Source organism: Streptomyces sp. CB01249, from assembly GCF_001905735.1.
Classification (GTDB): Bacteria; Actinomycetota; Actinomycetes; order Streptomycetales; family Streptomycetaceae; genus Streptomyces.
The window spans coordinates 325,163-337,279 of the sequence record NZ_LISW01000002.1 but is presented as its reverse complement, the minus strand read 5'-3'; the positions used below and the strand labels follow the sequence as shown (position 1 = coordinate 337,279).

Genomic DNA, 12,117 nt, shown 5'->3' with positions numbered 1-12,117 from the left:
TTTGGTTTCCCTTGCAGTACAGAGCCTGCGGAGCATGTAACCCCGCAGGCTTTTGTAGTTTTCAGACTTCATTGCAGGTTCTGGAGCAGGGCAACCCTTTGGCCCAAGGAGGGCTTATGGCTACCGGAACCGTCAAGTGGTTCAACGCTGAAAAGGGCTTCGGCTTCATCGCCCAGGACGGCGGCGGCCCGGATGTCTTCGTCCACTACTCCGCGATCAACGCGTCCGGGTTCCGCTCCCTCGAGGAGAACCAGGTCGTGAACTTCGACGTCACTCAGGGCCCCAAGGGTCCGCAGGCTGAGAACGTCACCCCGGCCTAGTTGCCCGGGTCGGCCGATCGCGGCCGGTAAGAGCAGTACCCAAGGAGCCCCGCTCCTCCGCACCGGCGGAGGAGCGGGGCTCCTGCCCGTGCGCGGGCCGTTCCGAATCGTTGTCGAGGGCTTGTGCAGAGAGTCATCCGTTACTGACGGGCCGACCCTTCACAAGGCAGACTGTTGACGGCGATATCAACGGTATGGAGCAATCCGGACGGCCTATGACCGATCCGGACACAGTGACCGTGCCGGGCCGTGCGCAGGCAGGACAGGAGGCAGCAATGGGCCGTGTCGACGGGCCACGGGTACGCGTTCCGCAGCAGCGGACCCCCGAGCGGGGCCCGGAGGACGAGGCCGTGCTGCACTTCTCCGTACTCGGCCCGGTCCGGGTCCACCGGGGCGGCGAGACGCTGGCGTCCGGGTCGCCGCAGCAGCGCGCGCTGCTGACCGCGCTGCTGCTGCGCGGCGGGCACACCGCGACGGCCTCCGAGCTCATCGACGGCATCTGGGGCGACGAGCCGCCCTCGCAGGCGCTGGCCGCCGTGCGCACCTACGCCTCCCGGCTGCGCAAGGTCCTCGGCCCCGAGACGCTGGTCAGCGACTCCGGCGGCTACGCGATGCGCACCGGCGCCGACGCGCTGGACCTGACCGTGGCTCAGGAGCTGGCGTCGGGCGCGGAGAAGGCGCGGGCGGGCGGCGACCGGGACGCGGCGCGGGCCCTCCTCGACAAGGCGCTCGGCCTGTGGGACGGCGAGGCGCTGGCCTCGGTGCCCGGCCCGTACGCCGAGTACCAGCGCACCCGCCTGGAGGAGTGGCGGCTCCAGCTCACCGAGACCCGCCTCGATCTGGACCTGGAGGCCGGCTGCCACGCGGAGGCGGTCTCCGAACTGACCGCGCTCACCGCCGCGCACCCCCTGCGGGAGAGGCTGCGCGAGCTCCTGATGGTGGCCCTGTACCGCAGCGGCCGGCAGGCGGAGGCGCTGGCCGTCTACGCGGACACCCGGCGGCTGCTCGCCGAGGAGCTGGGGGTCGATCCGCGCGCGGAGCTGGCGCAGCTCCAGCAGCGCATCCTGCGCGCCGACGAGGAGCTGGCCCGCCCGGCCGACGACCCGGCCCCGGCCGCGGCGCCGGTCCGCCCGGCCCAGCTGCCCGCGACCGTCCCGGACTTCACCGGGCGGGACGCGTTCGTACGCGAGCTGGGCGACCGGCTCGCCACGACGGAGGGGTCCGTGATGGCCGTCTCCGCCCTGGCCGGGATCGGGGGCGTCGGCAAGACCACGCTCGCCGTCCACGTCGCCCACCGGGCCCGCCGCCACTTCCCGGACGGGCAGCTGTACGTCGACCTCCAGGGCGCCGGGGCCAGGGCCGCCGAGCCGGAGACGGTGCTCGGGGCCTTCCTCCGCGCCCTCGGGACCGCGGACTCGGCCATTCCGGAGACGCTGGACGAGCGCGCCGCGCTCTACCGGTCCACGCTGGACGGGCGCCGGGTCCTGGTCCTCCTGGACAACGCCCACGACGCCGCCCAGATCCGCCCGCTGCTCCCCGGCACGGAGGGCTGCGCGGCGCTCGTGACCAGCCGGGTGCGGATGGTCGACCTGGCGGGGGCGCATCTGGTCGACCTGGACGTGATGTCGCCGGAGGAGGCGCTTCAGCTCTTCACCCGGATCGTCGGCGAGGAGCGGATCAGCTCGGAGCGGGAGGCCGCGCTCGACGTGGTCGCCGCCTGCGGCTTCCTCCCCCTCGCGATCCGGATCGCCGCGTCCCGGCTGGCCTCCCGCCGCACCTGGACCGTGTCGGTCCTCGCCGCCAAGCTGGCCGACGAGCGCCGCCGCCTGGACGAGCTCCAGGCGGGCGACCTCGCGGTGAAGGCCACCTTCGAACTCGGCTACGGCCAGCTGGAACCGGCCCAGGCCCGCGCCTTCCGCCTCCTCGGCCTCGCGGACGGCCCGGACATCTCGCTCGCCGCCGCGGCCGCCCTCCTCGACCGGGACCCGCACACGGCGGAGGACCTCCTGGAGGCCCTGGTCGACACGTCCCTGGTCGAGTCCGCCGCCCCCGGCCGCTACCGCTACCACGACCTGGTCCGCCTCTACGCGCGCTCCTGCGCGGAACGGGACGAGCAGGAGCCCGGGGAGCGGGAGGCGGCGCTGTCGCGCCTGCTGGACTTCTACCTGGCGACGGCGGCGGGGGTGTACGCGCTGGAGCGGCCCGGGGACCGCACCGTGGACCACCTGGAGCACACGGTCCGCCCCGGGCTGTCGTTCTCCGATCACGGACGGGCCCTCGACTGGCTGTACGCGGAGGCGAGCCCGCTCCTCGCGTGCGTCCAGCAGAGCGGCGCCGCCGGAACCGTCCGGCGGGCGGTGGACCTCCTGCTCGCCGCCAAGGATCTCGCCGAATCCGGCGCCAACTCACGCCAGTTCGAATCGGCCGCCACGACCGTGCGGGATGCCGCGACCGTGGCCGGTGACGCCCGCTCCGAGGCACGGGCGCGGACGACGCTCGCCCAGGTGCACAGCACGGCGGGCCGCTTCGACAGGGCGGAGGACGAAGCCCGGCAGGCCATGGCCCTCGGCTCCTCGGTCGATGACGTCTGGACCCATTGCAACGCACCGAACGAGCTCGGGATCATCGCCGCGTACCGCAATCAGCACGACGAGGCGGAAGTCCTCCTCCAGCAGACCATCGCCGCGTTCCGGGCCGACGGAAACCAGGCCGGCGAGGCCAGCGCCCTGTGCAATCTGTCCCGCGTCCATCTGGCCATCGGGCGGACGGCCAGTGCCGTCGAGCTGGCCGGCCGGGGCATCGACCTCTACGCCCGTCTCGGACTCACCCTGCGCCTGGCGAACGGCCGTTACGCGCTGGGCCTCGCCCTGACCCGGGCGGGCCGGCAGAGCGAGGCCGAGGGGCGTCTCACCGAGGCCCTGTCCGTCTTCCGGGAGAGTCGCCAGCGGCTCTGGGAGGGGATGACGCTCTTCCGGCTGGCCGAGGTGCATCTGGCGGCCGAGCGCCCGGCCCGGGCCGCCGAGTACTCCGAGCAGGCGCTGACGGTGCTGCTCCACATCGGCGGCGAGTGGCGCCGGGCCAATGTGCTGACCGTGCTGGGGCAGGCCCTGGACGGCATAGGGCAGGCGGATCGCGCCAAGGTCTGCTGGCAGGAGGCGCTGGGGATCTTCGACCAGCTGAGGGCTCCCGAGAGCGACATGGTGCGCGGCCTGCTCGCCCGTACCTCGTCCCAGGCCCGCTGACTCCGCGTTCATCGTTCGTTTATCGCCGCCCGGCAGTCTCGTACCCGTCGAAACGTCGCGTCGGGGGGCAGGCGATTCGACAGGGGAACCGCGCACTAAGGTGAACGGCTCTGAACAGCCCGTCCGGCAGTCCACGGGGGAACAGCCGGACGGGCTTTGCCGACCAACCATGCACCCAGCAACGGAGTTCACAGCATGAGCGACGACAAGAAGACCAAGGTGACCGCACCGAAGCCCGGCACCACCGGCGACATCGAGCCGCAGGACAGCCACATGACCGGCGAGCCCAAGGTCAAGCCGCTCGACAGCCACATGACCGGCGAGCCCGAGATCAAGCCGCTCGACAGCCACATGACGGGCCCGGATCCGCGTTGAGCCATCTGGCGGGACCACGGGGGTAGGGGGAACGGCCGCGGCGGCGCGGAGGGGATGCCGTCGCGGCCGTTACGTGTGTGCGCGGCGCCGTCAGTAGCTCAGCTGGGCCGTGACCGTGCACTTCGCGACCTGGGCGACCTTGTCCGGGTGGTCCATCGGCACGGACACGGTCTTCGTCTCGCCGCGGGACGCCTTCGCCGTCGCGCGGCCCGTGTCGATCGCGATGCCGGACGCGTCGAGGAAGGTCACGTCGACGTCGTACGTGCGGCTGCCGCTCGCGGTCGCGGTGAGGCGGACCGTGGAGGTGGTGACCGCCTTGGCCGCGCCCTTCGCGGGGGTGGCACAGCGGAAGACGTACGCCTTCGGGGCGGCGGTGGCCGTGGGGGTCGGGGACGTACGGGTGGTGCCCGAGGTACCGCCCGACGTGCGGTTGTAGCGGGTGCCGGAGTCGGAGTCGGTGTCGTGGTACGTGCCGTTGCTCTTCTTGTCGTTGGAGCAACCGCCACCGCTGCTGTGGCTGGAACGGCTCTTGCCGCTCCTGCTCTTGCTGCCGTGGCTGCCGGTGGAGAAGCCGGTCAGCGCGAGTACCACCGCGACCAGGACCACCGTCAGCTTGACGTGCTGCCGTTTCATCGAATCCGCCCCCGATTGTGTGGTGTTCTGCCGTGACCGGCCGGGTGGCCGGGCGACACGGAACCGTATCCCACAGCATGGCGCGGATGACCGGCGGGCCGGTCATGACCCTGTCACGGTCTCGTCCCCGTCTGGTGGCGGGGGCAACCCGTGCGGCGTAGCGTCGGAGCGAGAGCGCGTCCTGGAGGTACGGACATGATCCGCAACGTCCTCGGTGCGGTCCTCGCTCTCGCCGGAGCGGCGGCCGCCGTGCTGAGCCCCTTCCGTGACTGGTACGACGGCCGCCTCGGGCGGCACTACCGGCTGGGCGACCTCTTCACCGGCACCGGTGCGACCGGTACGCAGTCCGGCGGCCTGTTCGGCTCGCTGTGGCTGCCGTTCCTGTGCGCGGCGGTCGTGACGGTGCTGGGGGTCGTGCTGCGCTCCCGTACGCTCGTCGCGCTCGCGGGCGTGGTGGTGCTCGGGTTCACCGTGCTGTGGATGGTCCGCGTCTTCCAGGTGACGGACAGCCTGGCCGTCGCGGGCGACGGCTCGGGCCTGGACGTGGGCGTCGCGCTCGCCGCGGGGGGTGGGGCGCTGATGCTTCTGGGCTCCGCCACGATGTCGGGCCGCCACCGCCCTCCGCGGTACGCCGCACCGGACTCGTCCGCCCCCGACACGTGGCCCCCGACCCGGGAGCCGGGCCCCTCGGTCCAGACGAGCCCCTGGCCGGAGCCGGAGGGGGACAACCCTTACGTGGGCCCTGACAACCCAGGCCCACACCGCAGACCTCCCAGCCCGCCCAGCGGCTGACCCAACCCGCCTGGCGGACCTCCCAGCCCGTCCGGCGATTGAGGACGGAACCGTTGCCCTGGTGGGCGGTGCGCGGACGGGGTCTCCGGGGCGGCAGCCCTACGCTCGCGCGCGGGCGCCAGTCCCCGTGCCCTTCAGGGCGTCCAGCGCGTACACGCAGCGGTCCTTGCTGCACGCGTACACCACGCCGTTCCGGACCACGGGCGAGCCCGTGATCTCTCCGCCGGTGGCGAGCTTCCAGCGGAGCTGGCCGCCCGCCGCGTCGAGGGTGTACAGGACGTGGTCCGCCGAGCCGAAGTGGACGCGGCCGTCCGCGACGACCGGGGCGCCCACCACCTCGCCGCCCGCCGCGAACCGCCACTTCGGGGTGCCGGTGACCGCGTCGAGGGTGTAGAGCGCGCTGCCGCTGCCCACATGGACGTTGCCGGCGACGACGAGCACCGGTTCCGCCGACTGCCTGGCCTCCGTGGCGATGCGCCAGCGGTCCTTGCCGGTCGCGGCATCCAGGGCGTACACCGTACCGAGGTAGTCCGCGAGGTAGACCCCGCCTCCGGTGACGGCCGGGCCGGGGGCGAAGGCGGGCGGGGACAGGAAGACCGCCGGGCACTCGAAGTGCCAGCGGACGTGCCCGGCCGCGATGTCCACCGCGAGGACCCGCGTCCCGGCGGCGACGTACACGTAACCGTCCGGCGCGGGGGTCACCCGGACCGGCACACCGCCGCAGGAGGCCGCGTCGCCGATGGGGTACGACCAGCGCTCGACGCCGGTCCGGGCGTCGAGGGCCTTGAGGCGCGCGTCCTGCCAGACGTACACCGTGCCGTCGTGGATGACCGGCCCGCCCTCCGGCGTCTCGAAGTCCGTCTGCGCGCCGCTCAGGTCCCACAGCTTCTCGCCGGTCGCCGCCTCCCACGCCTGGACGCCGCCGCCCCGGGTGGCCGTGACGACCGTGCCCCGGTCGGCCTTGAGCGCGTACACCCAGGCGTCGGCGCCCACCCGCCACCGCTCGGCGCCGCTGGTGGCGTCCAGGGCGTAGAGGGAGGGGCCGTCCGAGGCGTGGATGCGGCCGCCGTCGACGGCCATCGCCCAGGCGACGTCCCGGGTCTTGAACTGGCGCCGCCCGTTGCCGGTGTCCAGCGCGTGGACCTCGAAGGACGTGACGTACAGCAGGTCGCCGACGACGACCGGCGTGCCCCACACGTCGTTGGACATCCGGAACCGCCAGGGCCGCCACCGGGCGGGCCCGGACTGCGCGGAATCGGGGGCCTGCGCCGGAGGGGGCACGGGGACGGGCGGGGGCGTGCCGTTGACCCCGCCGGGCGGGCGGACCCAGCCGGTCGCGGGGCCCGCGTCGGCGCCGGAGGCCGAGGCGCGGACGTCCTGCACCCGGGGCCCGGGCCCGATCGGCACCTGGACGCCGGTCAGCCGCACCGGGCCCCCGGCGTCGGGCACCGGCGGGGCGGTCGGGCGGGCGGGGGCGCCGCTGTGCCAGGGGCCGTCCCAGTCCGTGCCGGGCGGCGGGTGCGGCGCGGTCTCGGCGGGCTGCGGCGGCGCGACGGGCGGCGCGGGCGGGGCGGCCGGCGCCCGGCCACCGCCCCGGCGCCGCTCGATCAGCGCGGTCGCAGCGGCCGGCAGCCACGCGGAAGCCGTACCGCCGTCGTCGTCACCGCCGCCGGAGGCGAAGAGGTGCGGGGCGAGCTGGGCCTGAAGGTCGGCCGGGGTGGGCCGCAGGGCCGGGTCCGTCTGCATGCACGAGTCGATCAGCGGCCGCAGATCGTCCGGCAGGCCCGACAGGTCGGGGCTCTCGCGCAGCAGCATGAACACCGTCTCGACCGGGTTGGCCCCCCGGTACGGGGCGTGCCCGGTCGCGGCGAAGACCAGCGTGGAGCCCAGCGAGAAGATGTCACTGGCCCCCGTCACGCTCCGCGAGTCCCGGGCCTGCTCCGGTGACATGTACGCGGGCGTGCCGACGGCCACGTTGGTCATGGTGAGCCGGGTGTTGGAGACCCCGGACGCGATGCCGAAGTCGATGACCCGGGGGCCGTCCTCCACGACGAGCACGTTCGACGGCTTCATGTCGCGGTGGACGAGCTGCGCCCCGTGGATGGACTGGAGGGCCTCCGCGATGCCCGCCGCGAGCCAGCGCACCGCCTGGGTCGGCATGGGCCCGCACTCGTTGACGATCTCTTCGAGCGAGGGGGCGGGTACGTACGCGGTGGCGAGCCACGGCACGGCGGCGCGCGGGTCGGCGTCCACGACGGCGGCCGTGTAGAAGCCGCTGACGGCCCGCGCGGCCTCCACCTCGCGCGTGAAGCGCACCCGGAACAGCTGGTCCTCGGCCAGTTCCGTACGGACGGTCTTGATCGCCACCCGGCGGCCCGACGCGGACCGGGCCAGATAGACCAGCCCCATGCCGCCGGCCCCGAGCCGTCCCAGCACCTCGAAGGGGCCGATCCGCCTCGGGTCGTGCTGCGTCAGCTGCTCCACTACTTGCCACCTCCCCGTACGGGCCTCTGTTCCCTGAGGCCCGCGAAAATCCCGCCGTGTGCAGCGTCTCATCCGTGGACGCGGCCCGGCGGTGCGCACCCCGATTGTTCCTGGCCGGGGCCCCGGTTGCGAACCCGGGGGCGGATCGGGGTGTCCTGTGCCACTCCGCCCGTATCAGGACACAGGCTCCTGAAGTACGGCGAACTCGGCTCCCTGGTCATCCTGGAGGACCGCCATCCTGCCGTACGGGATGTCCAGCGGGGGTTCGGTGACCCGGCCGCCGAGCCGCTGGACGGTACGGGCGGTGTCGTCGCAGTCTGCGACGTTGAAGTAGCTCAGGAAGTGGCTGGGCAGCTCGGCCGGGAACGCGGCCGTGATGACGCTCCGCCCGCCGACCGCCGTCTCGGGCCCCGGTTCGGTGCCGGGCGGGGACCACGTGCGGAAGTCCACGCGGTGCTCGTCGGTGTCGGGGACATCCAGGGGCGAGTCGTCCACGTCCGCGCAGCGGAAGCCGAAGACCTCCTCGTAGAAGGGGTCGACGCGCTCCTTGGACCGGGTGTGGACCTCGGTCCAGCAGAAGGAGCCGGGCTCGTTCTGCTTCTGGAAGCCCTCGCGGTCGCCGGCCTGCCAGAGGCCGAAGACCGCGCCGCCCGGGTCGGCGGCCTGGGCGAGCACGCCGTGGCGCCCGGCCGGGACGGGTTCGGTGATCACCTGGCCGCCGGCCGCGCGGACGCGGGTGACCGAGGCCTCGATGTCGTCGGTGGCGAAGTAGACGCCCCAGGCGGTCGGCATGCGGCCGTCCTTCTTCGCGGCCAGCGCGGCGACGAGCTTTCCGTCGCTCAGGGCGTCGGTGCGGCGGTCGCCGTCCGGGCGGAAGGTCCAGCCGAACAGCTCGCCGTAGAAGCGCTTGCCCGCTTCCAGGTCGGGGAGCTGCACATCCACCCAGCACGGTGCGGACTGCGCGAACGCGGCCATGGGCCCGGATCCTTCCGTCGTGGGGGTGACGCCCGTCACAGTCACGGTAGCTTTACGGTGCGTGCGGCGCGCCCCGGAAGCCCTGCGGCCGAACACGGGTTCGAAAGTTATCCACCGAAGTTATCCACAGGCTGTTAATAACATTCATCGCACTGTGGGCAACGAGGGGCCCGAGCGGGCCCCGTTCCCCATTTGCTTCGGCCGAATCGCGCTCCGATCACCCGTCGGTAAGCTGACGGCATGACAGGACAAGTACGCACCGTCGACGGCCGCGTGGCCGGTCGACGCGGTCAGGCGACGCGGCAGAAGCTGCTCGACTGCCTCAGCGAGATGCTCAGCTCCTCGCCGTACCGGGACGTCAAAGTCATCGACGTCGCCCGGAAGGCGGGGACTTCACCAGCGACCTTCTACCAGTACTTCCCCGACGTCGAGGGCGCCGTCCTCGAACTCGCCGAGGACGTCGCCAGGGAGGGCGCCGGACTGACCGAACTGGTCGCCGGACGCTCCTGGGTCGGCAAGGCGGGCTGGCAGACCTCCGAACAACTCGTGGAGGGCTTCCTCGACTTCTGGCGGCGCAACGACGCGATCCTGCGCGTGATCGACCTCGGCGCGGCGGAGGGCGACAAGCGGTTCAACAAGATCCGCATGAAGGTCCTGAACTCCGTGACCGGCTCCCTGACGGAGTCCGTGAAGGAGCTCCAGTCGAAGGGCAAGGTCGACAAGGACATCAGCGCCGCCGCGATGGCGGGCTCCCTGGTCGTCATGCTGGCCGGCGTCGCCTCGCACCAGAAGGGCTTCACGGCCTGGGGCGTCAAGCAGGCCGAACTCAAGCCGAATCTGGCGCAGTTGGTGCACCTCGGCATCACGGGCAAGAAGCCGGCGAAGTAACGAACCCCCGCTGGGGCGACCCCGGCGCCCCCAGGTCCTGTCTCACCGACGGCGGACCACACCTGTGGTCCGCCGTCGGCGTATCCGGACGGGGTCACACGGGGACGACCGTCAGCACCCCTTCGAGCCCCTTGAAATCGCCCGCGTTACGCGTGAACAACGGCAGCTCACCGACCGAGGCAATCGCGGCGATCATCAGGTCCAAGCGTCGGGGCCGGGGGTCGCGGCCTACGGCAAGAGTCAGGGAGACCAGGCTCCCGTAGCGCGCGGCCGCCTCCCCGTTGAACGGAAGCGGCTCGAAATCGGCCACAGCGGCCCCGAGCTTCTCCATTCGCGCAGCCCGCCCGGCGGCGTCCTTGGCCATCGCCACGCCCTGCTGCAGCTCGGCCATGGTCACAGCGGTGAGCAGAGGGAAGGCGGGAAGGTCCTCCGCCCGCAGCAGGTCGAGGTCGATGTACGTGCAGGTGTCGAGTACACCCACCCGGTGACGCTCAGCCACGGGCCCGCTCCCAGGGGTCGTCGTCCCCGGCACGGTCCTCGTCGCCGAAGAACTCGTCCGCTTCCTGCCGCATGAGGGCGCTGTCCACGCGTGGCAGACGCCTGTGTCTCGCCACCAGTTCTTCGGCACTCAGGCGCCGCTTCCGCGCGAGCGGGCGGAGCTCCGCAACCTCTATGCCGTTGCGGGTGATGTGGAAGACCTCACCCGCCTCCACCGCGTCCATGACGTCGGCGGAGCTGTTCCGGAACTCCCGCTGCGAAATCGTCCTCATACAACCAGCGTAGCGCGCCGCGCTACGCCGTGCTACGGCGTAGCGCGGCGAAACCCTTCATCGCGCCCTGATCGCCCCCACCGGGCACGCCCGGACCGCCTCCGCCACCATCGGGCCCGGCGCCGCCTCCGGCAGGAGTTCGCTGAGGCCGTCCTCGTCCTGGGTGAAGACCTTCGGGGCGGCCAGGGCGCACTGGCCCGCGCCGATGCACACGTCCTTGTCGATGTCGATCCGCATGGGGCTCTCCTCCGTCACCAGGTCACCGGCAGTTCCAGCAGGCCCTGCACCGTGTCGCCCGGTTTGAACGGGACCTCCTCCGGGTCCACCGCGAGCCGGAGACCCGGCAGGCGGCGGAAGAGCGCGGGCAGGGCGATCTCCAGTTCGGCGCGGGCCAGGTTCTGGCCCAGGCACTGGTGGATGCCGAAGCCGAAGGCGACATGGCCCCGCGCGCCTCGCCCGAGGTCCAGCTCGTCCGGCGTCTCGAAGACCGACGCGTCCCGGTTGATCACCGCGGTGGACAGCAGCACGCCGTCCCCCGCCCGCAGCGTCTCCCCGCCGATCTCGATGTCCTCCACCGCCATCCGGGACAGCCCGTCCGCGATGGAGAGGAACCTCAGCAGCTCCTCCACGGCGGCCGGCACCGCCTCCGCCCCGCCGCCGGTGAACCGGGCCAGCTGGTCCGGGTGCCGGAGCAGCGTGAACGTGCCGAGCGAGATCATGTTCGCGGTCGTCTCGTGTCCGGCCACGAGCAGGATCTGCGCCAGGCGCACCAGCTCGTCCCGCTCCACCTGCCCGGTCTCCAGCCGCTCGGCGATCAGCTCGTCCAGCAGCCCGTCGCCCGGATCGCGCCGCTTCCGCTCGATCAGCTCGCCGAAGTACGCGTCCAGGTCGTCCCGGGCCGCGACCACGTCCTCCGGCCCGGGCCCCCGGAGCAGCTTGCGCGAGCGGTCCTCGAAGAACTCGTGGTCCGCGTACGGCACCCCGAGCAGCGCGCAGATGACCATGGACGGCACCGGCAGCGCGAACGCCTCCACCAGCTCGGCCGGCGGCCCCTGCGCCACCATCGCGTCGAGCAGCCGGTCCACGGTCTCCTGGATGCGCGGCCGCAGCGCCGCCGCCCGCCGGACCGTGAAGCTCGGGATCAGCATCCGGCGCTGCACGTTGTGCTCCGGGTCGTCCACGCCGATCAGCTCGACGCGGCGCTGCCTGGACGCGGTGAGCCGCGGCGCGAAGAGCGGGAAGTCCGGGTGCGTGCGGTCGGACGACAGGCGGGGGTCGGCCAGCAGCGCCCGCGCCTCCGCGTGCCCGGTCACCAGCCAGACCGTACGGCCGTCGAAGAGGCGGACCCGGGACACCGAGCGCTGCCCGCGGCTCTCGCTCGGGTAGCCGGTGGGCGGGTGGTAGGGACAGGTGCGGTCCTGCGGGAAGGCGGTGGTCTGGGTGGCCCGGGGCTGGGGCTCGGACTGGGTCTCTGTCATGACGGACCTCGCAACGAGGGGGGTGTGGTCGTCCTGCCGATCACCCTCACTAGATGCCTCAGGCATCTACTTGGCCTAGGTGATGTTCGGCCATACCCGCCGAACGGAGCAGCGGCGTCCACTTTCGGCCGCCGAGGAGCACCATGGAGAGAGGCGAGGA

Annotated in this window: 12 protein-coding genes; 5 read left to right on the top strand and 7 right to left on the bottom strand. The window is 72.6% G+C overall.

What is annotated here, in order from left to right:
• The first annotated feature begins 116 nt into the window (after positions 1 to 116).
• From AMK18_RS09935 to AMK18_RS09925, 3 genes are all read left to right on the top strand, one after another.
• Positions 117 to 320 (top strand): cold-shock protein, encoded by a 204-nt coding sequence (locus AMK18_RS09935; protein WP_003967102.1) that lies wholly within the window; start codon positions 117 to 119, stop codon positions 318 to 320.
• 275 nt (positions 321 to 595) lie between these two features.
• Complete coding sequence (locus tag AMK18_RS09930; protein WP_073862542.1) at positions 596 to 3,562, top strand: AfsR/SARP family transcriptional regulator; 2,967 nt, start codon at positions 596 to 598, stop codon at positions 3,560 to 3,562.
• A gap of 195 nt (positions 3,563 to 3,757) precedes the next feature.
• The gene (locus AMK18_RS09925) at positions 3,758 to 3,937 is read left to right on the top strand and encodes a hypothetical protein (protein ID WP_018101364.1); all 180 of its coding nucleotides are present in this window, start codon (positions 3,758 to 3,760) and stop codon (positions 3,935 to 3,937) included.
• A gap of 90 nt (positions 3,938 to 4,027) precedes the next feature.
• Here AMK18_RS09925 and AMK18_RS09920 read toward each other — a convergent pair whose 3' ends face one another.
• The gene (locus tag AMK18_RS09920; protein ID WP_018101365.1) at positions 4,028 to 4,570 is read right to left on the bottom strand and encodes a hypothetical protein; all 543 of its coding nucleotides are present in this window, start codon (positions 4,568 to 4,570) and stop codon (positions 4,028 to 4,030) included.
• Positions 4,571 to 4,765: 195 nt separating this feature from the next.
• Here AMK18_RS09920 and AMK18_RS09915 point away from each other — a divergent pair, with 195 nt between their 5' ends.
• Positions 4,766 to 5,362, top strand: a complete 597-nt coding sequence (locus tag AMK18_RS09915) for a hypothetical protein (protein ID WP_073862541.1) — start codon at positions 4,766 to 4,768, stop codon at positions 5,360 to 5,362.
• 99 nt (positions 5,363 to 5,461) lie between these two features.
• On the opposite strand, the gene AMK18_RS09910 is transcribed toward AMK18_RS09915, so the two are convergent.
• Both AMK18_RS09910 and AMK18_RS09905 read right to left on the bottom strand, forming a co-directional pair.
• Positions 5,462 to 7,846, bottom strand: coding sequence for an outer membrane protein assembly factor BamB family protein (locus AMK18_RS09910; protein WP_073862540.1), 2,385 nt, complete (start codon positions 7,844 to 7,846; stop codon positions 5,462 to 5,464).
• Positions 7,847 to 8,020: 174 nt separating this feature from the next.
• On the bottom strand, positions 8,021 to 8,821 hold the full coding sequence (locus AMK18_RS09905; RefSeq protein ID WP_073862539.1) for a VOC family protein: 801 nt from the start codon (positions 8,819 to 8,821) through the stop codon (positions 8,021 to 8,023).
• Positions 8,822 to 9,061: 240 nt separating this feature from the next.
• Here AMK18_RS09905 and AMK18_RS09900 point away from each other — a divergent pair, with 240 nt between their 5' ends.
• Positions 9,062 to 9,709 carry a TetR family transcriptional regulator gene (locus AMK18_RS09900; RefSeq protein WP_026171292.1) on the top strand — a complete coding sequence of 216 codons (648 nt, stop codon included), beginning with the start codon at positions 9,062 to 9,064 and terminating at the stop codon, positions 9,707 to 9,709.
• Positions 9,710 to 9,803: 94 nt separating this feature from the next.
• Here AMK18_RS09900 and AMK18_RS09895 read toward each other — a convergent pair whose 3' ends face one another.
• Genes AMK18_RS09895 through AMK18_RS09880 form a run of 4 tightly spaced genes read right to left on the bottom strand, consistent with a single transcriptional unit; the run spans position 9,804 to position 11,957 of the window.
• On the bottom strand, positions 9,804 to 10,208 hold the full coding sequence (locus tag AMK18_RS09895) for a type II toxin-antitoxin system VapC family toxin (protein WP_073863215.1): 405 nt from the start codon (positions 10,206 to 10,208) through the stop codon (positions 9,804 to 9,806).
• Complete coding sequence (locus AMK18_RS09890; protein ID WP_073862538.1) at positions 10,201 to 10,479, bottom strand: type II toxin-antitoxin system Phd/YefM family antitoxin; 279 nt, start codon at positions 10,477 to 10,479, stop codon at positions 10,201 to 10,203. Before AMK18_RS09890 ends, AMK18_RS09895 begins: the two co-directional genes overlap by 8 nt.
• Before the next feature lie 57 nt (positions 10,480 to 10,536).
• Positions 10,537 to 10,716 (bottom strand): ferredoxin, encoded by a 180-nt coding sequence (locus AMK18_RS09885; RefSeq protein ID WP_073862537.1) that lies wholly within the window; start codon positions 10,714 to 10,716, stop codon positions 10,537 to 10,539.
• Positions 10,717 to 10,730: 14 nt separating this feature from the next.
• Positions 10,731 to 11,957, bottom strand: a complete 1,227-nt coding sequence (locus AMK18_RS09880) for a cytochrome P450 (RefSeq protein WP_018101371.1) — start codon at positions 11,955 to 11,957, stop codon at positions 10,731 to 10,733.
• Positions 11,958 to 12,117: the final 160 nt, after the last annotated feature.

Excerpts from the sequence above, each read along its gene's own strand:
- AMK18_RS09935 (WP_003967102.1), top strand. The coding sequence starts at position 117 with ATGGCTACCGGAACCGTCAAGTGGTTCAACGCTGAAAAGGGCTTCGGC.
- AMK18_RS09930 (WP_073862542.1), top strand. The coding sequence starts at position 596 with ATGGGCCGTGTCGACGGGCCACGGGTACGCGTTCCGCAGCAGCGGACC.
- AMK18_RS09925 (WP_018101364.1), top strand. The coding sequence starts at position 3,758 with ATGAGCGACGACAAGAAGACCAAGGTGACCGCACCGAAGCCCGGCACC.
- AMK18_RS09920 (WP_018101365.1), bottom strand. The coding sequence starts at position 4,570 with ATGAAACGGCAGCACGTCAAGCTGACGGTGGTCCTGGTCGCGGTGGTA.
- AMK18_RS09915 (WP_073862541.1), top strand. The coding sequence starts at position 4,766 with ATGATCCGCAACGTCCTCGGTGCGGTCCTCGCTCTCGCCGGAGCGGCG.
- AMK18_RS09905 (WP_073862539.1), bottom strand. The coding sequence starts at position 8,821 with ATGGCCGCGTTCGCGCAGTCCGCACCGTGCTGGGTGGATGTGCAGCTC.
- AMK18_RS09900 (WP_026171292.1), top strand. The coding sequence starts at position 9,062 with ATGACAGGACAAGTACGCACCGTCGACGGCCGCGTGGCCGGTCGACGC.
- AMK18_RS09890 (WP_073862538.1), bottom strand. The coding sequence starts at position 10,479 with ATGAGGACGATTTCGCAGCGGGAGTTCCGGAACAGCTCCGCCGACGTC.
- AMK18_RS09885 (WP_073862537.1), bottom strand. The coding sequence starts at position 10,716 with ATGCGGATCGACATCGACAAGGACGTGTGCATCGGCGCGGGCCAGTGC.
- AMK18_RS09880 (WP_018101371.1), bottom strand. The coding sequence starts at position 11,957 with ATGACAGAGACCCAGTCCGAGCCCCAGCCCCGGGCCACCCAGACCACC.